Below are 25,590 nucleotides of genomic sequence, written 5' to 3'. Positions count from 1 at the left end.
CGATGCATCGACCTGGCCGCACATGCAAGCGGTGCGCTGCACCGCACAACATGTGCGGTTTTTTCATGTCTGGCGTTCTTCCGCTGTTTTTCGGCTTATGGTTCGACGTAGCGCATTTGCGTCGATTCCCCCATCAGCAGCGGTCGGTTCGCATCGGCCGCGGCACGCAGGTAATCCCACAGCGATGTGACCCGCCGCAGCTTGCGCAGGTCTTCGCGGCTGCATAGCCAGAACCGTCGCGTCACCATGACTTCGTCGGGCAGGATCGGCACGAGCCGCGCGTCGGGTTCGGCCATGAAGCACGGCAGGATCGCAAGCGCGGTGCCCTGCACGGCTGCGTGATATTGCGCAATAACGCTCGTGCTGCACAAATTTGCCGTGACGTTCGGCGCAGCGCGTTCGAGATAAAGCAGTTCGCCGCTGAACGCGAGATCGGCGACATAGTTGATGAATGCGTGATGCCGAAGGTCTGCCGCCGAGCGGATGGGCGCGTTCTGTTCTACGTACCCGGGCGTGCCATAGAGCCGTAGCCGGTAATCGCAAAGTTTCGTATAGACGTACTGTCCGCGTTCGGGGCGCTCCAGCATGATCGCGAGATCGGCTTCACGCTTTGAGAGGCTGACGAAGTGCGGCACCGGCAGCAAGTCGATCGACATGTCCGGGTGCTTGCCCGTGAATCGTGCCAGTTGCGGCGCGAGAAAAAAACAACCGAATCCTTCCGTCGAACCTACCCGTACATGGCCCGAAAGCGACTGCGCACCGAGTGCGAACTGCTCGCTCGCCGATTGCACCGTGGTTTCCACGGCGTCCGCGTAGGCCAGTAGCCGCTGCCCTTCGGCAGTGAGTACGAAGCCGCCTGCGCGCGACTTGTCGAACAGCACGGTGCCGAGCGCCGCCTCCAGCTCACGCACGCGGCGCGCGACCGTCGTGTGATCCACGTCCAGTCTCTTCGCCGCGGCGCTGGCACGCTGCGTGCGCGCCACTTCGAGGAAGTAGCGCAGGTCATCCCAGTTCAGTGTCTCCGGTTTGTGCGTTGTGTTTTTTTGCATATCGGATGGGTTTTTTCGTCTCTATACTGTGGATATTCGAATAAATATACTCGTTTGTAGGCAGGTCGGCGGACAACCCGCGGCCGGTCCACAAACTATAAAGATGGAGACAAACGATGTACGTGCAGTCGACCCTCGGCGGGGCGGCAGTGGCCGTTCTCGTTCGCACGCGCGATCGCGGTGCGCGACTGTCCGTTCGCAGGCGGACCCGCGTGACCGGTGCGCTCATCGCGTGGTGCGACTGCTTCCTCAGCGGCACGATTGCCGTTCCCGTCTTCAACAAGATTTTCTTTCCCAGAATCGACTTGATTCCAGGCGCGATCGTGCTGGTTCGCACGCGGCTGATGCGCGCGCTTCACGATCGAAGATTGAATCGATTTTCTGATTATCCGGCTGCGTCCGGCACTTACTAACCTGTCAAAGAGAGTTCAAGATGAACGCAATCACCCAGCCGTCGAATGCCCACGTCTCGACTGTCAAGCTGCTGATCGGCGGCGAGTTCGTCGAATCGAAGACGAGCGAATGGCGTGACATCGTCAATCCGGCCACGCAGGAAGTGCTTGCGCGCGTGCCGTTTGCAACCGTCGAGGAAGTCGACGCAGCCGTTCGCAGCGCGCAGGCCGCCTTCGCGACGTGGAAAAACACGCCCATCGGCGCGCGCGTGCGCATCATGCTGAAATTCCAGGCGCTGATTCGCGAGAATATGTCGCGCATCGCAAAGACGCTCACGGCCGAGCAGGGCAAGACGCTGCCCGACGCCGAAGGCGACATCTTCCGCGGTCTCGAAGTGGTCGAGCATGCCTGCTCGATCGGCTCGCTGCAGCAGGGCCTGTTCGCGGAGAACGTGGCGGGCGGTGTCGATACTTATACGTTGCAGCAGCCGCTTGGCGTGTGCGCGGGTATTACGCCGTTCAACTTTCCCGCCATGATTCCGCTGTGGATGTTCCCGATGGCGATCGTGTGCGGCAACACGTTCGTGCTGAAGCCCTCGGAGCAGGATCCGCTCTCGACGATGCAGCTCGTCGAACTCGCGCTCGAAGCCGGCATTCCCAAGGGCGTGCTCAACGTCGTCCACGGTGGCAAGGAAGTGGTCGATGCGATCTGCACGCATGAACTCGTGAAGGCGATTTCGTTCGTTGGATCGACCGCGGTGGGTACGCATGTCTATCGCCTCGGCAGCGAGCACGGCAAGCGCGTGCAGGCGATGATGGGCGCGAAGAATCACGCCGTCGTGCTGCCCGACGCGAACCGCGAGCAGGCGCTTAATGCGCTCGTCGGCGCCGGGTTCGGCGCGGCGGGACAACGCTGCATGGCGACGTCGGTGGTCGTGCTGGTGGGCGCCGCGCAGAAGTGGGTGCCCGACCTCGTCGAGAAGGCGAAAAAGCTGAAGGTCAATGCTGGCCACGAATCCGGCACCGATGTTGGCCCCGTTGTGTCGCGCACAGCGAAAGCGCGCATTCTGGGGCTCATCGAATCGGGCGTGAAGCAGGGCGCAACGCTCGCGCTCGACGGTCGCGACGTGAAGGTGAAGGGCTACGAGGAAGGCAACTTCGTTGGGCCGACGGTGTTCACGAATGTGAAGACCGACATGGATATCTATACGCATGAAATCTTCGGGCCGGTTCTCGTGGTGCTGACCGCGGCGACGCTCGACGAGGCCATTGCGATCGTCAACGCCAATCCGTTCGGCAATGGCGTGGGCCTTTTCACGCAGAGCGGCGCGGCTGCACGCAAGTTCCAGAGCGAGATCGATATCGGCCAGGTCGGGATCAACATTCCGATTCCGGTGCCGGTGCCGTATTTCAGCTTCACGGGTTCGCGCGGCTCGAAACTCGGCGATCTCGGTCCGTACGGCAAGCAGGTCGTGCAGTTCTACACGCAGACGAAGACGGTCACGGCGCGCTGGTTTGATGACGCGACCGTGAGCGACGGCGTGAACACGACGATCAGCCTGCGCTGAAACGCTCGCCCCGCCACCACGCAAGGATAAAAAGGGAGACACGCTCATGAAAATCGGTTTTGTCGGGCTGGGCCACATGGGTGCGCCAATGGCGCTGAATCTGCTCAAGTCCGGACACACGCTGTCTGTGTTCGATTTGAGCGAGCCGGCGATGCAGTCGCTCGCCGACGCCGGTGCGCAACGCGCCGCGTCGCCGAAGGCTGCTGCGAGCGGTGCGCAGTGGGTGGTGACGATGTTGCCCGCCGCCGCGCACGTACGCGGTGTGCTCACTGCGGAGGATGGCGTATTGGCCGGCATTGCGCCGGGTGTGACGATTATCGATTCGAGCACGATCGATCCCGCAAGCGCGCGCGAGTTCGCGGCGCGCGCGGCGGCGCAGGGTAATACGTTTGTGGACGCACCGGTTTCCGGCGGCACGGGCGGCGCAGCGGCGGGCACGCTGACCTTCATGGTCGGCGGCAGCGCGGCGGCCTACGAGAGCGTGAAGCCTGTCCTCTCGGGGATGGGCAAGAACATCGTCCACTGCGGTGACACGGGCACGGGGCAGGTTGCGAAAATCTGCAACAACCTCGTACTCGGCATTACGATGGCCGGTGTTGCGGAGGCGATGGCGCTGGGCGAATCGCTCGGTATCGACCCGAAGGTGCTGGGCGGCATCATGAACACGTCGACGGGGCGCTGCTGGAGTTCCGACACATACAACCCGTTTCCGGGCGTGATCGAAACGGCGCCTTCGTCGCGCGGCTATACGGGCGGCTTCGGCACGGATCTGATGCTGAAGGATCTGGGTCTTGCGACCGATGCTGCAAAGGGCGTGCGCCAGCCGGCCTACATGGGCGCGCTTGCGCAGCAGTTGTATCAGGCGATGAGCAGCCGTGGAGACGGCAAGCTCGATTTCTCGGCGATCATCAAGCTCTATCGCGCCGGGCAGGGTTAAGCGCGAGCGGGGCGGTGCAGCGCGCCGCCCCTTTTTACGTCTTGATCCGCGTCTTGATACGCGCCTCGATGCGCGAGATGAGCCGCCCGAACCACAGGCGGAGCAGCGCGTTGGAAGGTGCAACGAGCGTCGAACACGCGAGAATGCGATAGACGTCGTTGCGTTTGAGCTTTGACGCCTTCGCCGGATCGAGCCAGTCTTGATTCGCCACGAGCAGTTCGAGCGTTTCGAGCCCGATAAGAATTGGCCACAGGCACGCGAGCCGCAGCCGCACCGAAAGACGCGGCAGCGCGAACGTATAGTCGATGGCTGCGCGGAAATGGTCCAATGCGACGCGCACGAGTTCGAACATGATGGCTTGCGCGCGCGCCGATGCGCCGGGCTGCAACAGATCCTCCGCGGTCAGGCCCGCCGGTGCGAGCATCGAGGCCGGCAGATAGCAACGGCCGATGCGCAGATCCTTGCCGCAATCGCGCAGCACGTTCACCAACTGCAGTGCCTTGCCGAAGCGCACGCCGCGCTGCGACATCGTTTCGCGCAACGCGGAATCGAATGCGCCAGGCAGGTGCAGATACGTCATCGTCGTCCAGAATTCGCCGACGCAGCCTGCGACGAGATACGTGTAGCGATCGAGGTCGTCGAGGGTGTCGAGCGCCGCGATGCGTCCCGAACGTTCATCGGGGAACCTGCGCAAATCGAATTCCATGCCTTGCGTGAGCGTCGTGACGATATCGCGCACGGCAGCCCGATCGGTTTCGCCGAGCTGGGCGAGCACGTCGAGCGCGCCGTCCAGCGATTCGAGCAGGCGCTTTTCATCCGATTGCGTCTGCTGGCCCGCCACTTCACCGGCGATGCGCCGGAGCCCGGCATCGTCTCCCGTTACGCCGTTTATGCGGTCGCGCAGCGAAAGCAGCAGCGCGAGGCGTTGGTCGGGCGGGATCAGCGAGGTGTCGGCGATCGTGTCCGCGGCGCGCGCGAGCAAATACGCCTCGCCGACCGGATCGCGCATGCCGGCGGGCAGCACGCGCATCGTGAGATAGAACGAACGGGACACGGCTTTTAGCAACGGACCGAGCAGGAAGGCCCGGTTGGAGTTCGAGATATCGTGCACGAGGCGGCAAGGGGCAGATCAAAGAAGAGCCGCATTGTATCGTGGACGAAGGCGATGAGCCGTGGATGCGTCTCGATCAGACTTTCGTTGCAGGTCACGCCCGGTTCTCCCGACGCGCTGCACGTATGACTGGCCGGGTCGTTGCCCGATAACAACGTAATACGTGTTTTTTTCGGGTGTGCGGTTAGTGTTTACGCGAACTTTGCGCCTGGCTTCGTAGAATTGGCTGCATGTTCAACCAAATGCATGCACTGCCCTGAGTCGCAGTGTGCAATCCCCGCAGATGCAAACGCTCCAGAGGTATGAGGTCGCCACGCCTGTTGCAAAGGCAATTCCACACACGTCCCGCCGTGCTGCGCCACGCCTGCTTACCGTGCAGATGATCGTACGCGTGGCGACGTCCGAAGCCGAATCTGCGCGCCTGGCGCTGCACCGCATGCTCGGCAGCGCGCTTGGCGTGCATACCATCGATATCGATCGCCGCCACGATCTCGCGTGCCTGCATGTCGAACTCGACCGCGCTCGCGTGGGCGAAGCGATGGCGCTCCTGATTCGTACGGTGTCGCGTGCCGAGTTCGGCACAATCCGGCGGCTCGAACGGATGTAGCTGTTCGGGTGGAATGCTGGCAGCGTCAGGCTGACGTTTTGTTATTTGCCGTGCGTGCTTTCCATTCCGTTGTGACTTGACAAGCGATTGGCGAGGCTGCCGGGTCCGATCTTGAATATTGGAAAGTATTCGTAGTGCGAAATTGACCAACGGCGCCAAACCGTACCCCGTGATGAGATCCGGGTGCAGCGAAAATCGACGTGCGCGATGCCGATTGTGCCGATTGTGCCGATTGTGCCGATTGTGTCGATTGTGCCGATTGTGTCGATTTTGCCGATCGACGCGGCGCCGAAATTGCGGCGATTCCGATAGTAGATAACGAAGCGATTGCGAATCGTGTCTGCTCGTCTTCACGATCTTCGGCGTCTTGATGTCGGCCTTTGCTGTTCTGTGTATCGGCCTCGATGCGGGCGTGACTGCGGTCTGTTCGATACGACATGCCGATGCCGCCGGCGTTGCCGGAACCACACCGGCGAACCGTGCGGCGATGGTGAACGAACTTGCGTGAATCTGTCTCATTGGAGCGCTCACGCAGAGTCACCGCGCCAGCGATCTGCCAGCGCTGCGAATGCGAGTATGTCCGGGGGAGAAACGCTACACCTCCATCAAATGATGGAGAATGATTCGTAGACTTTTATTCGGGCCAGTTAATGGCCCGGATGTGCGCGAATGAACGGAGTAACTGCTTAATCGGCAGGGCGGCGGTCGGCCAGCGCGTGTTCACAGTCCTTGAGCACCTGCAGCACGAGTTTGGCCTGATAGTTGAGGTCGTCGGTGTCCAGAATCTCTTCGACAGCGTCGCGCGCCCAGGCAGCATCGACAAACCACGCGTGCTGCTGGGCAATCTCCTGCGCAATGGCTGTGAGTCTTGCAACCGCGAGCCAGTCGGCTTCGCGGCTGTGGCGATCGAGCCACTTGTGCGCGGCCTGCACGTGAAAGGCCGCATTCGGCCAGCTTTCGTTCAGGTAGTACGCCCCGAGGCTCCCGCAGGTGAGCCAGCAGAGCAATTCCACGCGGTCGCGCGGACTTAGGCGGTGGCGTACATCACTCATGGCGACGCTCGCGAAAATAACGGCATTCGGTTGACGGGTGCGCTCAGGCGTTCGACTCCGTTAGCAAAAAGATAACACGTACCAGGCGAACGCGCCTGACCGCAATCGGGACCGTGTGTCGAGGTGGTTGCGTCAATGTTGCCTGGATGGCGGCAGCGTGCGAATCAGTACTGACACCAGGGGGAATGGCGCTGTAACGCGGGGTTTTAGTCGATCGAGCGGCGATGAAGCGTCGATTAAAGCGATTGGACTTCTCGCTCCTTCTCGCTTGAAACGAATTGCCATGGATGCCGAATAAAGGAGGATATGGCAGCAGCCCCGTCATTGTGCTGACGACCGCGCCCATGCGCTTCGCAATGTCGAAAGCAGGGCGGATAAAACAACGCGCAACAAAAAACGGCACTGCGCCCGCCGCCGGAAGGCGACAGCCGAAGCGCCATGGGAGCGTGCGCAGATGCGGGCTCATGGCACGAGCAGGGATGTCAAGGTCGCGACGCGTGCGAATTGCAGTGTTTTTTACGTGTATTGAGGGTGTGATGATTCGTTGAAGTTGTGCACGCGCGCTTTGCGCTAGCGTATTGAACATGCGTGCATTGGCGTGTTGCCGACCGGAGCGGACCTGGTACCCGGCTTGAACTGCACGCAATCCAGTGTGGCTCGGAGGCATGCCCTCATGCAGACGAATCAGGAAACGGCAAGCGCGGACGCCGGTGCGCCGCGCGTCGAGCGAAGCGGTGACGCATTTACTTTCGGCAACAACGTCGTGGCGCTTGCATGGCGCGTTGCGCAGGCGCGCGCGGGCGATTTTATCCTGATTGACCGGATGCATGGACGCACACTGCCGCTGGCGGAGCCATTCGCGTTGACGATGGCCGACGGCGCCGTTTTCGGTGTCGCGAATTTCGATCTGCTCGACGTTTTCCAAACGGAAACACTGGTGGCCGATCCCAGTTCCGGCTGTCTCGAAGGGCGAAAAGCGGGGTTACGCGTGACCGCGGTTTTTTCCGATCGGAATCGCCGCTTGCATGTGACGTGGCGCGCGGAGATGCGTGCGGGTGACGCCTGGCTGCGTATGAGCCTCGAAATTGCGGCACGGGACCGCGATGAGCCAGTTGCGGCGATTTCCATGCTGCGTGTGCTGGCGGCTGATGCCCATGTCTGTGGCGACTATCCCGGTGTGCCGGGCGTTGTCGACGATATCTATCTAGGCATCGAAAATCCGCTCGCATGCGTGGAGACGGACAGCGCGGGGCTGCGCTTCGCGCTGCGCCGCAGCTTGCCGCTCGAATGCGGCAAGCGCATCGTCGTTTCTGCGGTAGCGGGCGTGGCGCGCGCAGGCGAGTTGCGCCGGGACTTCGCCCGTTATCTCGAAGCGAGCCGTGCGCGGCCGTACGCGCCTTTCCTGCACTACAACTCGTGGTACGACATCGGCTATCTCACGCCTTATACACAAGCCGATGCGCTCGATCGCATCGGCGCTATCGGCCGGGAACTGCATGAACGACGCGGCGCGCAGATCGACTCGTTCGTATTCGACGACGGCTGGGACGACCTCGGCGGCGACTGGCGTTTCAGCGCCGCATTTCCGCTTGGTTTCGCGCCGCTGCGCGAGGCGACCGCGCGCTACGGTGCGGCGCCAGGCATATGGTTGTCGCCTTGGGGCGGTTACTGTGCACCGCGCGAGACGCGCGTCGCGCACGGACGCGAGCGCGGCTATGAAATTGTCGACGGCGGTTTCGCGCTCTCCGGCCCGCACTATTACCGTCGTTTTCGTGAAGTGGTCATGGACCTGCTGCACCGGCAAGGCGTGAATCATTTCAAGTTCGATGGGACCGGCAACGCCGATTGCGTCATGCCGGACAGCCAGTTCGACAGCGACTGGGATGCGGCAATGCATTTGATCGGTGAGATTCGCGCAGCGAGTCCGGCGGTCTTCGTGAATCTCTCCACGGGCACCTCGCCGTCACCGTTCTGGCTGCGCCATGTCGATTCGATCTGGCGCGGCGGTTTGGACGATGGCGAAGCCGGTACCGGCAACCCGCGCGAACGCTGGATCACGTATCGGGATGCGCAGACCTGGCACAATGTCGTGCGCCGCAGCCCGCTCTTTCCCCTGAACTCGCTGATGCTTCACGGCATCATCTTCGCGCAGATGCATGCGCGGCTGAATGCGCGTCATGGCGCGGCATTCCGGCATGAAGTGCAGTCGTATTTCGCATGCGGCACGCAACTGCAGGAGCTCTACGTGACGCCGGCACTTTTACGGAGCGGCGATTGGGACCTGCTGGCCGAGGCTGCGCGCTGGGCGCGCACACGGGCCGACGTGCTGCGCGACAGTCACTGGATCGGCGGCGCACCCGATGCACTCGAAGTCTATGGATGGGCTGCCTGGTCGGCGCCATCCGGCATCGTCGCATTGCGCAATCCGGGCGATCGGGCGCAGACGTTCGTACTCGATCTGCGGCGCGACCTCGAATTGCCCGCGCTTGACTGTGGCCGGTTCGCGGTACGCGATGTCTGGCGCGGCGATGCCGCACATTTGCCCGTGTCGCTCGACGTTGACCATCCGCAGCCGTTGCGGCTCGCACCGTTCGAAGTGCGCGTGCTGGAACTGAACATGCTTGCGCAACCAGTTTGAAGCAAGGTCAGGGCATCGCTCACGTGAGCGTGCGCTCCAATGCGACCGGCATCGCCTCGCACTGGTGTAGATCGAATATCGTGATCGTGTTTTCACCGGGCTTCAGCCATGGCGCCGGACAGAAGAGCCGCTGCTGCGGACCGATTCGCCAATAGCGTCCCAGTGCGTGTCCGTTGACCCAAACGAGCCCCTTGATCCAGTGCCGCATGTCGAGGTAAGTGTCGCCGATGGCATCCAGTTCCAGTGTCGCCCGGTAGAACCATCCTGCCTTTTCCGCTGTTTCAACCGTTTCCGCGAGCGAGTTTGCAGGCTTTAGCCGTGCAATAAAATCCGCATCCATCGGCAAAAGCGTGACTTCCCATCCCGTGAGCGTATGCGGTTGCGCGGCGAGATCATGTAGCGTCACTGAGCCGATGATGCCTTTGCGGTCCTCCAGATGTGGCCCATAGTTCACGCGGCCCATGCCTTCGACGAGAATCTCCAGCAGGACGGCTCCGTCCTGATCCGGCACGGCGGGCGGTAATTCCAGTGAAGTGTGCCCGGCGAGCCGCGCTGGCTGCGCGTACGACGGCGGCACGCGCGTGCGCGAGATGCTGCCCGCGTACTGTCCTCCGACGAAGACAGTGGCGTAATCGTGAACCGCGTCGATCGTCACGCGCCCGCCGCCGTAGCCATTCAGCCGTTTGCGGTAAAGGGCGAATCCATACGACTGACCATAGTGTTCGAACGGCATCGGTTCGACGGTCTGATCGAGCGGCAGCGGCGCGGGCAGGTTGCTCCACAACGATGCCCAGGGCGCCGGCCGCAGTGCATGGCGGCCCGAGCGGCGCACGGTCGGCAGCGGCTCGGGAATCTCGCACAGCGGCGATCCTGGCGGCAGATACGATCCGATGATGCGACGGTACGCATGAAATTTCGGCGTCGCCACGCCCTGTTCGGTAATGGGCGCTGAATAGTCGTAGCTCGTAATATCGGGCTGGTAGTCGAGTGTGAGCGGATCCACGTTCGCGCCCGCGTAAAACCCGAAGCTCGTGCCGCCGTGAATTACGTAAAGGTTGAACGACAGCCTTTCGCGCATGAACGCGTGCAGCGTCGCGGAAAGATCGTACGCAGTACCTTGCATGTCGGGATCGCCCCAATGCGTGAGCCAGCCCGGATAGACTTCGCCGGCCATCACGGGGACGCTGGAATATGCCTCGCGCGCCAGGTGTATCTGACGCGCGTCGCCATTGCTCAGTGCAATGGCGCCACCCGGCACATTCGAATGATTTTTCTGCAACTGCGCGAGACCGTCTTCCGTGTAGAAGGGTGCGTCGATACCGTGTTGGCGCCATAAAGCGCAGAGTTCGTCGAGATAGGCCGGATTGTGGCCATGCGAGCCGAATTCGTTTTCGATCTGAATCATCAGCACCGGCCCGCCGTTGGCCGCGAGCAGCGGTGCGATGCGCGGCGCGAGCGCGGCGACGTAGCGCGCGACGGCTGCCATGTAGCGAGGGTCCGTCTTCGAATCCGTGCGCAACGGGATATCCGGCTCAGCCAGAAGCCAGGGCGGGAGCCCGCCCAGATCCCATTCCGCGCAGACGTACGGCCCAGGACGCAAAAGCACCCACATCTGTTCGTCGCGACAGAGACGGATGAACGCTTCGATGTCGCGATTCTCGCTGCGAAAGTCGAATTCTCCGGGGCGTGCTTCGTGATAGTTCCACATCACATAGAGGGCGATGGTGTTCATGCCCATTGCTCTCGCCATGCGAATACGGTGCTGCCAGTAGGGCCTTGGAATGCGTGCGGGATGCAGTTCCCCGCCGCGGATCTGGAAAGGCTGACCGTGCAGGAGAAAATCTTTACCGTCGCTCGAGAAATCGAACACGGCCGGGCGATGGCGATCTGGCGCGCCATGGCCGATTTCTCCGCTCGTATTCGATTCTTGATGCAGCGGCGCAATACCCGCGAGCCGGGCCACCGCTCGTCGATTTGCGATTCGAATATGTTTCATAACGTTCACGATGGCTCGAAACGCATTCATCCGACCAACAACATAGCAGGCACGTGCATGGCCGGCATTGCACGGCGCGAGCTACAAGAAGTCTGAAACCGCGTGATCCGCTGTCTACAATTCAACGGCATGGAGTGCGCTCTTGAGCGCCCCTGCATCCACAACTCTTATGGAGGCTGGCGATGACAATTCGACTAGGAGAAGACGCACCGGATTTCACAGCGGAGACCACCGAAGGCACGATTCACTTTCACGACTGGATTGGCGATCACTGGGCCATTCTGTTCTCGCACCCGAAGGATTTCACGCCCGTCTGCACCACGGAACTCGGCTATATGGCGCGGCTAAAGCCGGAGTTCGACCGCCGCAATACGCGCATTATCGGCCTCAGTGTCGACCCCGTGAGCGATCACCGGAACTGGGTCAAGGACATCGAGGAAACGCAGGGTGCGGCGGTTAATTACCCGATGATTGGCGACGAGGATCTGAAGGTCGCGAAGCTTTACGACATGATTCATCCGAACGCGAGCGGCGGTACGCGCACGGCGGTGGACAACGCCACGGTGCGTTCGGTGTTCATCGTCGGGCCCGACAAGAAGGTCAAGGCCATGCTCGTCTATCCGATGAGCGCGGGACGCAATTTCGACGAGGTGCTGCGTTTGCTCGACGCGCTGCAGCTAAATGCGAAGCACTCGGTCGCGACGCCCGTGAACTGGAAGCAGGGCGAAGACGTGATTATCCCGACGTCGGTTTCGGACGATGCCGCAAAGCAGAAATACCCGCAAGGATTCAGGACGTTGAAGCCGTATCTGCGTTACGTCGAACAGCCGAAGTAAAAGAAAAGCGCGGCGCACGAAAGTGCACCGCGCTTGATTTAACCGGGCGACGCGGTTTTAAGGTTTTGCTGCACGGTCTGCTGTATGGAGGGCATGAAGGGAATGGAGGGCGATTGCGCGTTGCGTGATGGCGCGGCGCAACCGGGCGAGCGTGGGTTGACGTGCTACATATGCGTCAAGGAAAGGCTGCCGTGCGACGGGACGGTAAAATGAGGGCCGGCCGCACATGGTCGGCCGTTCATCCGTTCATATCCAGCTCGAACCCATGCAAAATAATTCGGCACGTGGCGCGACCTTGCCCGCCTACGAACAGATCAAGCGCTACGTCCTCGAACAGATCGAAAAAGGCGTTCTGGGCCCGGGCGACGTCGTGCCCTCGGAAACGGAACTGGTCAAGGAGTTCGGCGTCGCGCGCATGACGGTTTCCCGGGCACTGCGCGAACTGATGGCTGAAGGCGTGCTGAACCGCGTGCGAGGATCGGGGACGTACGTCGCGCCGCGCCAATACGAATCGACGGTGCTGCAGATTCGCAATATCGCCGATGAAATCGCCGCGCGCGGCCATCGCCATACGGCCCGCGTGCTGTCACTGGCGACGAGCGACGACCCGTCCGCCATCGCGGCGCTCGAACTCGAATCCGGGCCCGCCTTTCATTCGCGCATCGTCCACAACGAGGAGGGCGAGCCGATCCAGTACGAAGACCGCTACGTGAATCCGCAGGTCTTTCCGGATTATCTGGCGCAGGATTTCACACTGGAAACGCCCAATCACTACATGGTCCGGCTCGCGCCCGTGCAGCGCGCCGAATTCCGTATCTATGCGCAAAAGCCCGATGCGCACGTGCGCCAGTATCTGAAGATGGAAATCGGCGAGCCATGCCTGCTGCTGATTCGGCGCACCTGGGTCGGGCGTCATGTGGCGACGTCCGTGCGGCTGTGGCATCCGTCGTCCCGATTTCATCTCGCCGGGACCGTTTGAGGCGCTTCGCGCTTCCATTCGGCCTGCCCGGCCCACCTGGCACCGGCGCAATCGCGCTCCTTCCGTCCTGCCTGCTCGCACGCCATCGCCCCGGCGTGCGGCCTTGCGCCCATTCGCTGCGCATTTTTTATTGCTGCTGCGCCCATCATGTTGTCTAGCCATGATTGAGACCGCATTGCCTGCCATCAGGCCGTAGGTGCTTGATTTTCGCTGTTTTCCAGGGTAATTCCCTACGCTTAAATTGCTGAAACGAGTTGTATATACAACTTGGCGGCGGTAGACTTGGTCCACGTTTCAGCGCCATGCGGGCGCCCACCAAAGGGCGTGCGACTGCGCTGCCCTCAGGACACTTTCTTTCCCGACACGCACGGACGCCATGAACCATCCGAGTTATACCGATCCCCGCCTCGATCCGACCCGTACGATCCGCGCACCGCGTGGCAGCGAAAAGGTCTGCAAGACCTGGCTTGCGGAAGCCGCCTATCGCATGATCCAGAACAACCTGGACCCGGAAGTCGCCGAGCATCCGCACGCGCTTGTCGTGTACGGCGGCATTGGCCGCGCGGCGCGCAACTGGGAATGCTTCGACCAGATCCTCGCGTCGCTGAAGGATCTGAACGAAGACGAAACGCTGCTGATCCAGTCGGGCAAGCCGGTGGGCGTGTTTCGCACGCACGCCGATGCGCCGCGCGTGCTGCTCGCGAACTCCAACCTTGTGCCGCACTGGGCGACGTGGGAGCACTTCCACGAACTCGACCGCAAAGGCCTCATGATGTACGGCCAGATGACGGCCGGAAGCTGGATCTACATCGGTTCGCAGGGCATCGTGCAGGGCACTTACGAAACGTTCTACGCGGTCGCGAACCAGCACTTCAACGGCGACCCGTCGGGCCGCTGGATTCTCACGGGCGGCCTCGGCGGGATGGGCGGCGCGCAGCCGCTCGCGGCGACGATGGCGGGCTTCTCGATGATCGCCGTGGAATGCGATGAGACGCGCATCGATTTGCGCCTGAAGACGCGTTACGTGGATCGCAAGGCGAAGACGCTCGACGAGGCGCTTGCGATCGTCGAGGAAGCGAAGCGTACGGGCAAGCCGGTGTCGGTGGGTCTGCTCGGCAACGCCGCCGACGTGTTCGCCGAAATCGTCGCGCGCGGCATCACGCCGGACTGCGTGACGGACCAGACGAGCGCGCACGATCCGGTCAACGGCTATCTGCCGCAAGGCTGGAGCGTCGAGCAATGGCGCGAAGCGCAGAAGGTTGCGCCTGAGAGCATCGTGAAGCCCGCGAAGCAGGGCATGGCCAACCAGGTGCGCGCCATGCTCACGCTGCAACAGCGCGGCGCCGCCACGCTCGACTACGGCAACAACATTCGTCAGATGGCGCTGGAAATGGGCGTCGAAAACGCCTTCGATTTTCCGGGTTTCGTGCCGGCGTATATTCGTCCGCTGTTCTGCGAGGGCAAAGGTCCGTTCCGCTGGGTCGCGCTGTCCGGCGATCCGGAAGATATCTACAAGACCGACGCGAAGGTGAAGGAACTGATTCCCGACGATCCGCATCTGCACAACTGGCTCGACATGGCGCGCGAGCGCATCGCGTTCCAGGGTCTGCCCGCGCGGATCTGCTGGGTGGGCGTGAACGATCGCTATCGCCTCGGCCAGGCCTTCAACGAAATGGTCAGGAACGGCGAACTGAAGGCGCCGATCGTGATCGGCCGCGATCACCTCGACACCGGCTCGGTGGCGAGCCCGAACCGCGAAACCGAAGCGATGAAGGACGGCTCGGACGCCGTGAGCGACTGGCCGCTGCTCAACGCGCTGCTCAACACCGCAGGCGGCGCATCGTGGGTGTCGCTGCACCATGGCGGCGGCGTCGGCATGGGCTTTTCGCAGCATTCGGGCGTGGTGATCGTTGCGGATGGGACGGATGCGGCGCACGAGCGTCTTGGCCGTGTGCTGCGCAACGATCCGGCAACGGGTGTGATGCGTCACGCCGACGCCGGCTATGAACTCGCGCAGCAGACCGCGCGCGAAGCGGGCCTGAAGCTGCCGATGCTCGGCCGATGAGCGGCGCAAGCGCTGCGCGTGTTGCGCTGGTGCGCGGCGCGGACCTCGTCGCGTCGCCGTGGAAGAACGGCGGCGGCGTCACGCGCGAAATCGCCGTGGCGCCGGTAGCATCCGTAGCAAACGATGCTGCGCGCGCCGCGTTTGCGTGGCGCGTGAGCGTGGCCGACGTTGCGCAGCCTGGGCCGTTCTCGCGTTTCGACGGCGTGGACCGCACGCTGGTGCTGCTCGAAGGCGCGGGCATGCTGCTCGACGAGGCGGAGCCTGCCGCGATGACGCATACACTCGCACATCCGCTCGATATCGCGCGCTTTGCGGGGGAAACGGCAATCGACGCGCGGCTCATCGACGGGCCGACACGCGACTTCAACCTCATGGTGCGTCGCGATGCGGCGCGCGGTACGCTTGAAGTGTGGCGCGGGCCGATGGTGCGTGACATCACGGCGCAAACTGTGCTGCTTTACTGTGCGCAGGGTGCGTTCGAGGTGCGGGTAGATCGTGGCGAGCGTGTTGATTCGCTCGGCATGGGCGATACGTTACGAATCGATGCAATGCAGCCTGTGAACATAGATGCGCAAGGCGCGGGCGCATTGCTCGCTATCACGCTCGATCCGATCCGCGCACACGCGCACGAGCAACCTCTCGATACGGCGTTGCCGAACGCCGCCAGGACGTCATGAAGCAAACTGTCTGGCATAACCTCAAGCTGTGTGCAACGGGCGACGCGCGGCACACGCTCGACGACGCGGCTATCGCCGTCGAGGACGGCAAGATCGCATGGCTCGGCGCCGTGCGGGATCTGCCCGCGCAGTATGCTCTCTGGCCGCGCGAAGACCTGCGCGGCGCGTGGGTGACGCCCGGTCTTGTCGATTGCCATACGCACCTCGTCTACGCTGGCCAGCGCGCCGACGAATTCGCGCAACGGCTCGCGGGCGCGAGCTATGAAGAGATCGCGCGCCAGGGCGGCGGTATCGTGTCCACGGTTCGCGCCACGCGTGCCGCGAGCGAGGAGGCGCTGTTCGCACAGTCGGCGGCGCGGCTTGAGCCGCTCATCGCCGAAGGCGTAACGGCGGTCGAGATCAAGTCGGGCTACGGGCTCGAACTCGATGCGGAACGCAAGATGCTGCGCGTCGCGCGGCAACTGGGCGAGCGCTATCCGGTGACGGTTCGCACCACATTCCTCGGCGCGCACGCATTGCCGCCCGAATTCGCGGGCCGCGCAGACGACTACGTCGAGGAAGTTTGCGAGCGCATGCTTCCCGCGCTCGCGGATGAAGGGCTGGTCGATGCGGTCGACGTGTTTTGCGAGCGCATCGGTTTTACGCTCGCGCAGAGCGAACGCGTATTCGAGGCGGCCGTGCGGCGCAACCTGCCGGTCAAGATGCACGCCGAGCAGCTTTCGAATGGCGGCGGCGCAGCGCTTGCTGCGCGTTACAACGCGTTGTCTTCCGATCACCTCGAATTTCTCGATGAAGCAGGCGTTGCGGCGATGAAAGCTGCGGGCAGCGTCGCGGTGCTATTGCCTGGTGCGTACTATTTCATACGCGAAACGCAGTTGCCGCCGCTCGATCTGCTGCGCCGTTATGAAGTGCCCATCGCGATTTCGACGGACAGCAATCCGGGCACGTCGCCCGTTACTTCGCTGCTGCTCATGATGAACATGGCGACCACGTTGTTTCGCATGACCGTGCCCGAAGTGCTGCTGGGCGTGACCCGGCACGCGGCCCGTGCGTTCGGCGACGCCGAACATCACGGCACGCTCGCTGCGGGCCGTCCCGCCGACTTCGCCGTATGGCGCGTGCAATCGCTTGCCGAACTTGCGTACTGGATTGGCCGCCCGTTGTGCGAGCGCGTGGTGCGCGGCGGCGCGACCGTTTTTCAGCGCAGCCTGACCGCATGAATCACGCCATGGAAAAGAATCCAATGACGCACGCGCTCTTCGCGGCGCATGCCTACCTGCCAGGCGGCTGGCGCCGCAACGTGCTGCTCGAATGGGATGAGACAGGCACGCTGCGTGCCGTCAAACCAGAACTGCCGAATGCGCCCGAAGGCGTGGCGCACGCATCCGGTCCGGTGATGCCCGGTATGCCCAATCTCCATTCGCATGCATTTCAGCGTGCAATGGCGGGCTTGACCGAATATCGCGCGACGCCGGCCGACAGCTTCTGGAGCTGGCGCGATCTCATGTACCGCTTTGCGGCGCGCATCACACCAGACGATCTCGGTTCAATCGCGAGCTGGCTCTACGTCGAAATGCTGAAGGCAGGCTATACGTCGGTTTGCGAGTTCCACTACGTGCACCACGCGCCGGACGGCCAGCGTTACGGCAATCCGGCGGAGCTGGCGCAGCGTGTGGTCGACGCGGCAGCCGAGACTGGTATCGGCATGACGATGTTGCCGGTGCTCTATCAATACAGCGGTTTCGGCGGCTTGCCGCCGCGCGACGATCAGCGGCGCTTTATCAACACGCCGGATCAACTGCTCGCACTCATCGAATCACTGCGCCGCGCACGGCCCGAGCACGGTGCGCTGCGCTACGGCGTCGCGCCGCATTCGCTGCGCGCGGTTTCGCAGACGTCACTGCGTGCGCTTGTCGCCGGGCTCGATGCGGTGTTGCCCGGTGCGCCCGTGCACATTCATATCGCCGAGCAAACGGCCGAGGTGGATGCGTGCGTCGCCACTGAAGGCGCGCGGCCGGTGCAATGGCTGCTCGACCGCTACGATGTGAACCCGCGCTGGTGCCTTGTTCACGCGACCCATATCGATGCGCACGAAACTATCGCACTCGCGAAAAGCGGTGCGGTGGCCGGGCTGTGTCTCACGACTGAAGCGAATCTCGGCGACGGTATTTTCCCCGCGCATGATTATCTCGACGCGCAGGGCGCGATTGGCGTCGGCTCGGATAGCCATATCGGCGTCGACTGGCGCGCGGAGCTGCGTCTGCTCGAATACGGGCAGCGGCTCGTGCGGCGCCAGCGCAACGTGCTCGCCTCGCCGCAGGCAGCGTATGTTGCCGACCGTCTGTTCGACGCGGCGCTCGCAGGCGGTGCGCGCGCAAGCGGCCGCACGGGCGGCGCGCTCGTCGAAGGCGCCCGCGCGGACTGGATCGTGCTGGATGCCGAACATCCGGCTCTCGCGGAGCAGACCCCGCAGACGTGGCTTTCGTCGATCGTCTTTTGCGAGCAGGGCGAGACGCCCGTCCTCGACGTTTACACGGGCGGCGAACGTGTGGTGACACAACGCCGCCATCGCGCGGAAGACCGGCTGTATGCGGACTATCGCAAGGCGCTTGCGCGGCTCGTTGCCGACGCATGAGATCACGTGCATTCTGGACCTCTACGACCCATGACCGACCTCTACAACCTTGAGCGCGGCACTGCGCCTCTGTTGATCTCGATTCCGCACCTCGGCACGCGAATTCCCGACGCATTGCGCGAGCAATACACCGATATCGCGCTAAGCGTCGCGGACAGCGACTGGCATCTGGATCGGCTTTACGCGTTCGCCAAAGAACTGGGCGCGACGATTCTTGGCGCGCGCGTGTCGCGTTACGTGATCGACCTGAACCGGCCGCCAAACGACGAAAGCCTTTATCCCGGGCAGACGACCACTTCGCTGTGCCCGACCGAAACGTTTCGCGGCGAGCCGATCTATCGCGATGGTTGCGTGCCGGATGCGGCTGAGCGCCAGCGCCGCGTCGCGCTGTACTGGCAGCCGTATCATGACGCACTGCATGCCGAACTGAAACGCCTGCGCGCGCAGCACGCGAACGTGCTGCTGTGGGAAGCCCATTCGATTGCGAGCGTGCTGCCGCGTCTGTTCGACAACAAGTTGCCGGACCTGAACATCGGCACGCAGGATGGCCGCACCGCGGCCGCCGAGGTGCAGGCGCGTGCCGAGCGCGCCGCGGCGGCCAGCGCATACACCTGGGTGGCGAATGGCCGTTTCAAGGGCGGCTATATCACGCGGCACTTCGGCGCACCACACGACGGTGTTCACGCCATCCAGCTCGAAATGTGCCAGTCGATTTACATGGACGAATCGGCGCCGTTCGACTACTTGCCCGCGCTCGCCGCGAAAAGCCAACCCGTGCTGCGCGAAATGGTGACCGGTGCACTCGACGCGGTGAAGGCATTGAACGGATAGGGCGCGTGCGGGATCCGGGTGTCGCGCGGCCGAATCCTTGACCGATTTACGCCACGGTATTCCCTCTGACAAAAAGTTGTGCCGGAATGTCAGGGGGTATGACATGATTTGCGTATCGACGCTTTCGCTCGCCTGATAAACGGCGAATCATGCGCAGCGGACTTTCCTTCGTTGCTGTGCGCCAGACCGGGCAAGTATTGCGTCTTATCTTGCGGAATCGGGAAATCGGGCATGGACACCTTTATTGAAATCATCAACCCGTTCTGGCCGATCCTGGTCGGCCTGCTGGTGAGTCTCTACCCGATCCTGATCGTGGCGCGCTACAGCGTATTTCGCACGCTTCGCGAGCAGGCCTGTTGGGCTGCCCGCCCCAGCAAACCCCTTCAGGACCAGCTCGTTGAGCTGTCCACCATCGCGGATTCATTTGAGCGCTTGCGCTACACGCGCGCGGCAAACCGGCTCAGGGCTATCGCACAGAAGCACGACGAGTCGATGCACAACCGGACTGCCGCAATCGATGCTGCAAAAGCGTCGTCATATCCGGCGGACGATGAAAACAGCCTGCGCGCGGAAATAGAAAAAATACAACCTTCTCTGCTGAGAGTGGCGATTTTCCCCTTCATTCTGTAAATCTTTGCGCCGACGAATTGTCGGGCGAGTGACCCGTAACTCATCCTGCCCGGTTGTGTGCTACAGCAGCCATTCAATGGGGAGAATCGAGAAGAACCACACGGCGAGGCGCGTGCTCCACGTCGTATTGGGTTCGGTGTCGTAACGCACGGTGGTTTCGCCGGTGTGCCTGATCCAGAATAGCGAATCGTTGTGATCGAGCTTCACCTGGTACGCAAGCTGGGGCACCTGAGTCCAGAACACGTATTCGATGCGTTTCGCAAGTTCGGAGCTTTCGATCACGAGCCCGAGTTCGGTGTTGAGATTGATGGAGCGCGGGTCGAAATTGAGCGAGCCGACGAAGACGCGGTTTTCGTCCACGGCAAACGTCTTGGCATGTAGGCTCGATCCCGAGCTGCCGAACACGCCCGGATGCTTGCCGGCGGATTTGCCTGCCTCGGCGCCAGCGGCGCGGCGTAATTCGAATAACTCGACGCCGCCTTCCAGCAGCGCCTCGCGACGCCGCGCGTAGCCCGCGTGAACGGCCAGGACGTCGGTCGCTTCGAGCGAATTCGTGAGCACGCGCACCTTGACGCCTTTCGCCGCGAGATCCGTGAAATAGCGGGTGCCCGCCTCGGCGGGAACGAAGTAGGGCGAAACAAGGTCCAGCTCGTGCGTCGGATTGCCAAGAATCCCGTGCAGTTGCGCGAGCACGAGCGAGTGCGGTGCGGCTTTGCCCTTTGCTTTTGCGGGGTCGTCGCTGACGAGCTGCGTCTTTGCCCATTCGAGCGGTAACGTGCCGCCCATCAAGCGGCGCACGTCCGTCGTTTTCTGTAGCGACGCCACATACGCAGCAGCGGCCGGGGAAATCTCCACGGTATGCGCGGCGCGATCGAGTGTGTCGAGAGCGTCCGGCGCGGACGCGGGCAAGATCTGGCCGACGGGCCGCGCAGACGCGCTTGCCCAGTACCGGTCGAAATCGTGTGCGACGTCGGTTGCGGCGGGGCCGACGGCGAGCACGTCGAGATCGGCGAATACCACGCCGTCGGTTGCGCCGAAATACTCGTCGCCGATGTTGCGGCCACCGAGGATCGTCGCTGTGTCGTCGGCGGTGAGCGACTTGTTGTGCATGCGCCGGTTCAGGCGCGAAAAATCCCAGAGAAAACCGATGAACTTCAGCTTGCGCACGACAAACGGATTGAAGAGCCGCACCTCGATGTTCGGATGCGCGGCCAACGCGGCGAGCGTGGGATCCAGCGAGGACGGAATGCCGTTGTCGTCGAGCAGCAGCCGCACGCGCACGCCGCGATCGGCGGCCTCGCGCAGCGCTTCGAGCAGCAGTGTGCCGGTGAGGTCGTTGCGCCAGATGTAGTACTGGACGTCGAGCGTGCGTTGCGCCGTGCGCACCATATCCATGCGCGCGGCGAAGGAGTCGAGCGGATCGGGCAGTGGGTCGATGCCGGAGAACCCGGGATGAGCGGCCAGTTCGGGAGCAACCGCGTGGCCGAGCGGCGTAGCCTGCGCTTCCTGCGTGCTGAGCGCAGTCGATTCCGTGCGATTGCCGAGCGGCGGCAACTGGCACCCGGCCAGCGCCGTGGCGCACAGCAGCGCCAGCGCAACGGCGCGCCTTTGTTGCAGTGCACAGACCGCCTGCAACCGGAATAAGGTTTTTAGCATGGGCGCTTCACTATACCGCCTCGCGACGCGTGGCGTGACGGATGCAGTTACGCAGCGGGGCGCGGAATGCTGGAGCGCGCATCGAAACGGGATTTAAACGCCCGCAGCAAAATACCGATACTTTTTTGCTTTCACCTTCAACATAATCGAAGCATCAGCCGGCCCGTTGCGGCTTCGCCATTCATCGCAGACTGGACTTCACACATGACTCGCTTTAATTGGCAAAACCCCTATCCGACACTGCGCCAGCCGGTGTTCGCCCGCAACATTGTTTCGACGTCGCATCCGCTCGCCGCACAGGCAGGCCTGCGCATGCTATGGAAGGGCGGCAATGCCGTCGACGCCGCGATTGCCGCAGCGGCGGCTATCACAGTGGTCGAACCGGTGTCGTGCGGTCTTGGCGGCGACGCGTTCGCCCTCGTGTGGGACGGCAGCCGTCTGCACGGGTTGAATGCGTCGGGCACCGCGCCTGCTGCCTGGAACGTCGATTACTTCCGCACGCGCTACGGCGAAAACAACGGAATGGCAAGACAGCCTGTGCGCGGCTGGGATACGGTGACGGTGCCTGGCGTGATTGCGGGCTGGGAGGCGCTGCATGCGAAATTCGGTTCGCTGCCGTTCGCCGATCTGATGGCGCCCGCCATCGAGATTGCAGAACGCGGTCATGCGGTGGCCAGCATCGTTGCGCACAAGTGGCAGGCCGCGATTCCGGATCTGCATAATCAGCCCGGTTTTGCGGGGACGTTCATGCCGCACGGCCGTGCGCCAGAAGTGGGCGAACGCGTATGCCTGGCAGGACACGCGGCCACGCTGCGCCAACTTGCCGAACAAGGCCCGCGCGCCTATTACGAAGGCGAGATCGCTGAACGCATTGCGGCGTTCTCGCATGAGTGCGGTGGCGCAATGACGCTCGATGATCTGCGCAACTATCGCGCGGACTGGGTTGAACCGATCGGTAAGCGCTATCGCGGCTATACGGTGCACGAGATTCCGCCGAACGGGCAGGGCATCGCGGCACTCATCGCGCTCGGCATTCTCGAGCAGTTCGATATGGCATCGTTGCCACTCGACGGCGTCGAAGCACAACACCTGCAGATCGAAGCGATGAAACTCGCTTTCGCGGATGTCTATCGTTACGTCGCCGATCCGCGCGCGATGGCTGTTACGCCCGAACACATGCTCGACGACGCTTATCTAAAGTCGCGTGCGAAGCTGATCGACCGGAGCCGCGCCACGCAATTCGACTTTGGCATGCCCAAGTCGGGCGGGACAATCTACATGTCGGCAGTGGACGAGCGCGGCATGATGGTCAGCTTTATCCAGTCGAATTACATGGGCTTCGGTTCGGGCGTGGTGGTGCCGGGCACGGGTATCGCGCTGCAGAATCGCGGCTGCGGTTTTTCGATGGACCCCGTTTCACCGAACGTGGTGGCAGGCGGCAAGCGGCCGTTCCATACGATTATTCCGGCGTTTCTCACGCAGCAGATGGAGGGCCGCCAGGAAGCGGTGATGAGTTTTGGCGTGATGGGCGGCGATATGCAGCCTCAAGGTCATCTGCAAACGGCGGTGCGCATGCTCGACTATGGCCAGCAGCCGCAGGCTGCGTGCGATGCGCCGCGCTGGAAGGTTAACCGCGACTTCACGCTCGATATCGAATCGACTTTCGATCCGGATACGGCGCGTGCGCTCGAGGCGCGCGGCCACCGGATCAAGCGTATCGACGACCCCTACATGGATTTCGGCTCGGGTCAGTTCATCTGGAAGCTCGATCGCAACGATCCCGAGCGCGGCTACGTTGCGGCGAGCGACTCACGGCGCGACGGCCTCGCCGCGGGTTTCTAGGTTGGCTTTCAAGCGGGCGCTGGCGCCGATGAACCGAAAACCGCTTGGCCACGTTCGCTCAGGTGCCGCAATTCAGGCCCAGTGTGCGGGCGCCCACTGCCAGCTTCGCCCGTGCCGGACCCAGCGGCCCGGCACCCAATTGTGGCCGGTGCGCGCGCGCTGCCAGTTGCCGCCCACCCATACGTAGCGTCCGCGGACCCAGCGCCAGTGGCCCGGGTTCCAGACATAACCCATCCGCGCCGGCGGCACGACTTCGGTGCGCGGTGGCGGCGGCGCAATCATGATTCCCTGAGCCAGCACGGCAGAGGTCGCCAGCGCCGCAAACGTGGCGGCCGCCATGCGCCGAAGGGTCGTTCGATTCATGTTGTCTCTCCGGTGAGTTCAAGCAAGTTCAGTTGCGCCCCGATATCCGTTGCATGGGGCGTCGCGCGACTTTCCTAACAATAGAACAGCTCTTTCCCACCCGCGTCGAATGAGGCCATGAATCCGGGCTTTGCGTTGCCCTCAAAGTGTTTGCATCTTCCAGGGAAAACCCGTATTATTCTTCCCGTCTCCTCCATGTCTCCACGTCATGGATTCAGCCCGCCCTCAATTGGCGGGCTTTTTCTTTTTGTCGTTCGTATTTTTTGACTGATGTGGGCCGTGATGGCCGCGCTGCGGATATTCGAATGCCAGGTGCGCATCGCACGGCGGGCGCATTTCGAAAAGCTACCCGGTACGGCTTTTAACCCGCCATATCTGCGAGTACCCATTCCGCCGCCTGCGCGGTGATATCGGACACGTCTTTCGCGGCAAGTGTGCCGTCCAATTCCGGCAGTGATTCAAAGTCGGGTTCACGGCCCGACTCGACCATTTCGGCGAGCTCCAGCAGATTGCCGAGCGTTCCACGTCGAAGAACGACGGCGTCGCGAACGTCGGGGGCAACCGCGAGTTGTTCCATGAGATCCTGCGAGCTCATGTCCAGCATGAGGTGCATGAGGGAGAAGATCCCTACCTGGTAGGCCCGATCCGGGAGATCCGTATCGCGCGTTTGCACCAGATTCGCAGCGAGTTCGAGAAACCGCGCCCGCGTGGCGACGAGCTGGAAAAGCGGATTGGATCGCAACGAGACGTCGCTCACGCCTGCATAAAGCAACAGTTGGATCCAGCGCAGCAGCGAACGCGTTCCAATGCGAAGAATGGCTTCGCCGATAGTCGAAACCGGCTTTGCTGCACTAAAGAGACCGCTGCTGGCGAGCTTGATCAGTTGCATCAACAACGGCGGGTTTCGTTTGATGATTGGCTCGATCCTGTCCAACGGCGCATTGGCCGACAGCGCGTGCACGAGTTCCATCAGATCGGACACCGCCAACGTGAGCTTTCGCTGGCTCAGCATTTCAGGGTGCGCAAAAAAGTAACCCTGGAACAGGTCGACGCCGAGTGCATGGAGTTCACGATATTCCTTCGCCGTCTCGACCTTCTCGGCAAGAACCCGGGCACCCGATCGGTGTGCCGTATCGATTAGCCGCGGCAGGTCTCGCGAATCGATACGCGGATAATCGATCTTGACCACCTCCACGAGTTCGAGGATGCTCGCGGGCATTTGCTCGACGGCAGTCACATCATCGAGCGCCAGACCGAATCCGGCGCGACGCAGTCGCTTGCATTGAGCGTGGAGTATTTCGTCGCGCGGAATCGTCTCGAGAATCTCGAGGACGAATTTTTCCGGCGCCAGCAAACCCAGCACGTCGTCCGATAGCAACTCCCTGCCGACGTTGATAAATCCCCGCTGATCGCCGAGAACCCTCTGGACGCCGAATTCGCCAATCGCATTGACGATGACTTGCCCCGTAGCCGCGGTATCGTCGATTACGCTCGCCGTGTTCGTCTCGCCGCGCCGGAAAAGCAACTCGTAGGCAATGAGTTTACCGGCTCGATCGACAATCGGTTGACGGCCGATGTAGGCGGCAACCGGCGCGTTCGTTGATTCGCAATCGTGGGCGGACATATTGAATCCTCCAGTGCAATTTCTCGCACTGGTCTGGTTGCTCGGCAATTTCTCGCGCGCGAGTCAGTCGAGCCTGTACGTGCCGCAGCACCGAACGAACAT

23 protein-coding genes are annotated in these 25,590 nt (G+C 62.5%); 15 read left to right on the top strand and 8 right to left on the bottom strand.

Annotated features, from left to right (window positions below; genetic code table 11):
• Positions 1 to 95: 95 nt before the first annotated feature.
• Entirely contained in the window at positions 96 to 1,049 is a 954-nt protein-coding gene (locus tag Q0L30_RS25075; protein ID WP_296663396.1) for a LysR family transcriptional regulator, read from the bottom strand.
• Between the two features lie 116 nt (positions 1,050 to 1,165).
• Between Q0L30_RS25075 and Q0L30_RS25070 the strand changes: the two genes are divergently transcribed.
• The 3 genes from Q0L30_RS25070 to mmsB are packed head-to-tail and all read left to right on the top strand — an operon-like array spanning position 1,166 to position 3,946.
• Entirely contained in the window at positions 1,166 to 1,462 is a 297-nt protein-coding gene (locus Q0L30_RS25070) for a hypothetical protein (protein ID WP_296663393.1), read from the top strand.
• 20 nt (positions 1,463 to 1,482) lie between these two features.
• Positions 1,483 to 3,009, top strand: a complete 1,527-nt coding sequence (locus Q0L30_RS25065) for a CoA-acylating methylmalonate-semialdehyde dehydrogenase (protein WP_296663391.1) — start codon at positions 1,483 to 1,485, stop codon at positions 3,007 to 3,009.
• 46 nt (positions 3,010 to 3,055) lie between these two features.
• Complete coding sequence (gene mmsB, locus Q0L30_RS25060) at positions 3,056 to 3,946, top strand: 3-hydroxyisobutyrate dehydrogenase (RefSeq protein ID WP_296663388.1); 891 nt, start codon at positions 3,056 to 3,058, stop codon at positions 3,944 to 3,946.
• 34 nt (positions 3,947 to 3,980) lie between these two features.
• On the opposite strand, the gene Q0L30_RS25055 is transcribed toward mmsB, so the two are convergent.
• Positions 3,981 to 5,048 carry a phytoene/squalene synthase family protein gene (locus tag Q0L30_RS25055; protein WP_296663700.1) on the bottom strand — a complete coding sequence of 356 codons (1,068 nt, stop codon included), beginning with the start codon at positions 5,046 to 5,048 and terminating at the stop codon, positions 3,981 to 3,983.
• A gap of 382 nt (positions 5,049 to 5,430) precedes the next feature.
• Here Q0L30_RS25055 and Q0L30_RS25050 point away from each other — a divergent pair, with 382 nt between their 5' ends.
• Positions 5,431 to 5,664, top strand: a complete 234-nt coding sequence (locus Q0L30_RS25050) for a sugar ABC transporter permease (protein ID WP_296663386.1) — start codon at positions 5,431 to 5,433, stop codon at positions 5,662 to 5,664.
• Between the two features lie 686 nt (positions 5,665 to 6,350).
• On the opposite strand, the gene Q0L30_RS25045 is transcribed toward Q0L30_RS25050, so the two are convergent.
• Together Q0L30_RS25045 and Q0L30_RS25040 are read right to left on the bottom strand one after the other, a co-directional pair.
• Positions 6,351 to 6,716, bottom strand: a complete 366-nt coding sequence (locus Q0L30_RS25045; protein ID WP_296663383.1) for a hypothetical protein — start codon at positions 6,714 to 6,716, stop codon at positions 6,351 to 6,353.
• A 43-nt stretch (positions 6,717 to 6,759) separates the two neighbouring features.
• Positions 6,760 to 7,641: a hypothetical protein gene (locus Q0L30_RS25040; protein WP_296663381.1), complete on the bottom strand. Its 882-nt coding sequence runs from the start codon at positions 7,639 to 7,641 to the stop codon at positions 6,760 to 6,762.
• A gap of 147 nt (positions 7,642 to 7,788) precedes the next feature.
• On the opposite strand from Q0L30_RS25040, the gene Q0L30_RS25035 reads away from it, so the two are divergent.
• Entirely contained in the window at positions 7,789 to 9,354 is a 1,566-nt protein-coding gene (locus Q0L30_RS25035; protein WP_296663379.1) for an enterotoxin, read from the top strand.
• A 19-nt stretch (positions 9,355 to 9,373) separates the two neighbouring features.
• On the opposite strand, the gene Q0L30_RS25030 is transcribed toward Q0L30_RS25035, so the two are convergent.
• Positions 9,374 to 11,260 (bottom strand): beta-galactosidase, encoded by a 1,887-nt coding sequence (locus tag Q0L30_RS25030; protein WP_296663699.1) that lies wholly within the window; start codon positions 11,258 to 11,260, stop codon positions 9,374 to 9,376.
• On the opposite strand from Q0L30_RS25030, the gene Q0L30_RS25025 reads away from it, so the two are divergent.
• The 9 genes from Q0L30_RS25025 to Q0L30_RS24985 all read left to right on the top strand — a co-directional run bounded on the left by Q0L30_RS25025 (position 11,147) and on the right by Q0L30_RS24985 (position 20,003).
• Positions 11,147 to 11,446 carry a hypothetical protein gene (locus Q0L30_RS25025; protein ID WP_296663717.1) on the top strand — a complete coding sequence of 100 codons (300 nt, stop codon included), beginning with the start codon at positions 11,147 to 11,149 and terminating at the stop codon, positions 11,444 to 11,446. The two genes, Q0L30_RS25030 and Q0L30_RS25025, sit on opposite strands and share 114 nt — an antisense overlap.
• Positions 11,447 to 11,532: 86 nt before the next feature.
• On the top strand, positions 11,533 to 12,186 hold the full coding sequence (locus Q0L30_RS25020; protein ID WP_296663377.1) for a peroxiredoxin: 654 nt from the start codon (positions 11,533 to 11,535) through the stop codon (positions 12,184 to 12,186).
• A gap of 265 nt (positions 12,187 to 12,451) precedes the next feature.
• Complete coding sequence (gene hutC, locus Q0L30_RS25015; RefSeq protein ID WP_296663375.1) at positions 12,452 to 13,165, top strand: histidine utilization repressor; 714 nt, start codon at positions 12,452 to 12,454, stop codon at positions 13,163 to 13,165.
• Positions 13,166 to 13,541: 376 nt separating this feature from the next.
• Entirely contained in the window at positions 13,542 to 15,230 is a 1,689-nt protein-coding gene (gene hutU / locus Q0L30_RS25010) for a urocanate hydratase (protein ID WP_296663372.1), read from the top strand.
• A complete protein-coding gene (locus tag Q0L30_RS25005) occupies positions 15,227 to 15,907 on the top strand; it encodes a HutD family protein (protein ID WP_296663370.1) in 681 nt (226 codons plus the stop codon). The genes hutU and Q0L30_RS25005 overlap by 4 nt, the downstream gene beginning before the upstream one ends.
• A complete protein-coding gene (gene hutI, locus Q0L30_RS25000; RefSeq protein ID WP_296663367.1) occupies positions 15,904 to 17,127 on the top strand; it encodes an imidazolonepropionase in 1,224 nt (407 codons plus the stop codon). Before Q0L30_RS25005 ends, hutI begins: the two co-directional genes overlap by 4 nt.
• 8 nt (positions 17,128 to 17,135) lie before the next feature.
• Positions 17,136 to 18,542 carry a formimidoylglutamate deiminase gene (locus tag Q0L30_RS24995; RefSeq protein ID WP_296663365.1) on the top strand — a complete coding sequence of 469 codons (1,407 nt, stop codon included), beginning with the start codon at positions 17,136 to 17,138 and terminating at the stop codon, positions 18,540 to 18,542.
• Positions 18,543 to 18,572: 30 nt separating this feature from the next.
• Positions 18,573 to 19,373 carry an N-formylglutamate deformylase gene (gene hutG, locus Q0L30_RS24990; RefSeq protein ID WP_296663362.1) on the top strand — a complete coding sequence of 267 codons (801 nt, stop codon included), beginning with the start codon at positions 18,573 to 18,575 and terminating at the stop codon, positions 19,371 to 19,373.
• A gap of 231 nt (positions 19,374 to 19,604) precedes the next feature.
• Positions 19,605 to 20,003 (top strand): hypothetical protein, encoded by a 399-nt coding sequence (locus Q0L30_RS24985; protein WP_296663360.1) that lies wholly within the window; start codon positions 19,605 to 19,607, stop codon positions 20,001 to 20,003.
• A 60-nt stretch (positions 20,004 to 20,063) separates the two neighbouring features.
• Here the strand turns inward: Q0L30_RS24985 and Q0L30_RS24980 are convergent, their stop codons facing one another.
• Positions 20,064 to 21,659, bottom strand: coding sequence for a phospholipase D family protein (locus tag Q0L30_RS24980; protein ID WP_296663358.1), 1,596 nt, complete (start codon positions 21,657 to 21,659; stop codon positions 20,064 to 20,066).
• A 204-nt stretch (positions 21,660 to 21,863) separates the two neighbouring features.
• Here Q0L30_RS24980 and Q0L30_RS24975 point away from each other — a divergent pair, with 204 nt between their 5' ends.
• On the top strand, positions 21,864 to 23,501 hold the full coding sequence (locus Q0L30_RS24975) for a gamma-glutamyltransferase family protein (protein WP_296663356.1): 1,638 nt from the start codon (positions 21,864 to 21,866) through the stop codon (positions 23,499 to 23,501).
• Positions 23,502 to 23,573: 72 nt separating this feature from the next.
• Here the strand turns inward: Q0L30_RS24975 and Q0L30_RS24970 are convergent, their stop codons facing one another.
• Both Q0L30_RS24970 and Q0L30_RS24965 read right to left on the bottom strand, forming a co-directional pair.
• On the bottom strand, positions 23,574 to 23,864 hold the full coding sequence (locus Q0L30_RS24970) for a hypothetical protein (protein ID WP_296663353.1): 291 nt from the start codon (positions 23,862 to 23,864) through the stop codon (positions 23,574 to 23,576).
• Between the two features lie 361 nt (positions 23,865 to 24,225).
• Complete coding sequence (locus tag Q0L30_RS24965) at positions 24,226 to 25,488, bottom strand: EAL domain-containing protein (RefSeq protein ID WP_296663348.1); 1,263 nt, start codon at positions 25,486 to 25,488, stop codon at positions 24,226 to 24,228.
• Positions 25,489 to 25,590 lie beyond the last annotated feature (102 nt).

It is taken from the genome of Paraburkholderia sp. (assembly GCF_024281035.1).
GTDB lineage: Bacteria > Pseudomonadota > Gammaproteobacteria > Burkholderiales > Burkholderiaceae > Paraburkholderia.
The sequence above is the reverse complement of the archived record's forward strand: the minus strand, read 5'-3'. Positions and strand labels throughout refer to the sequence as shown.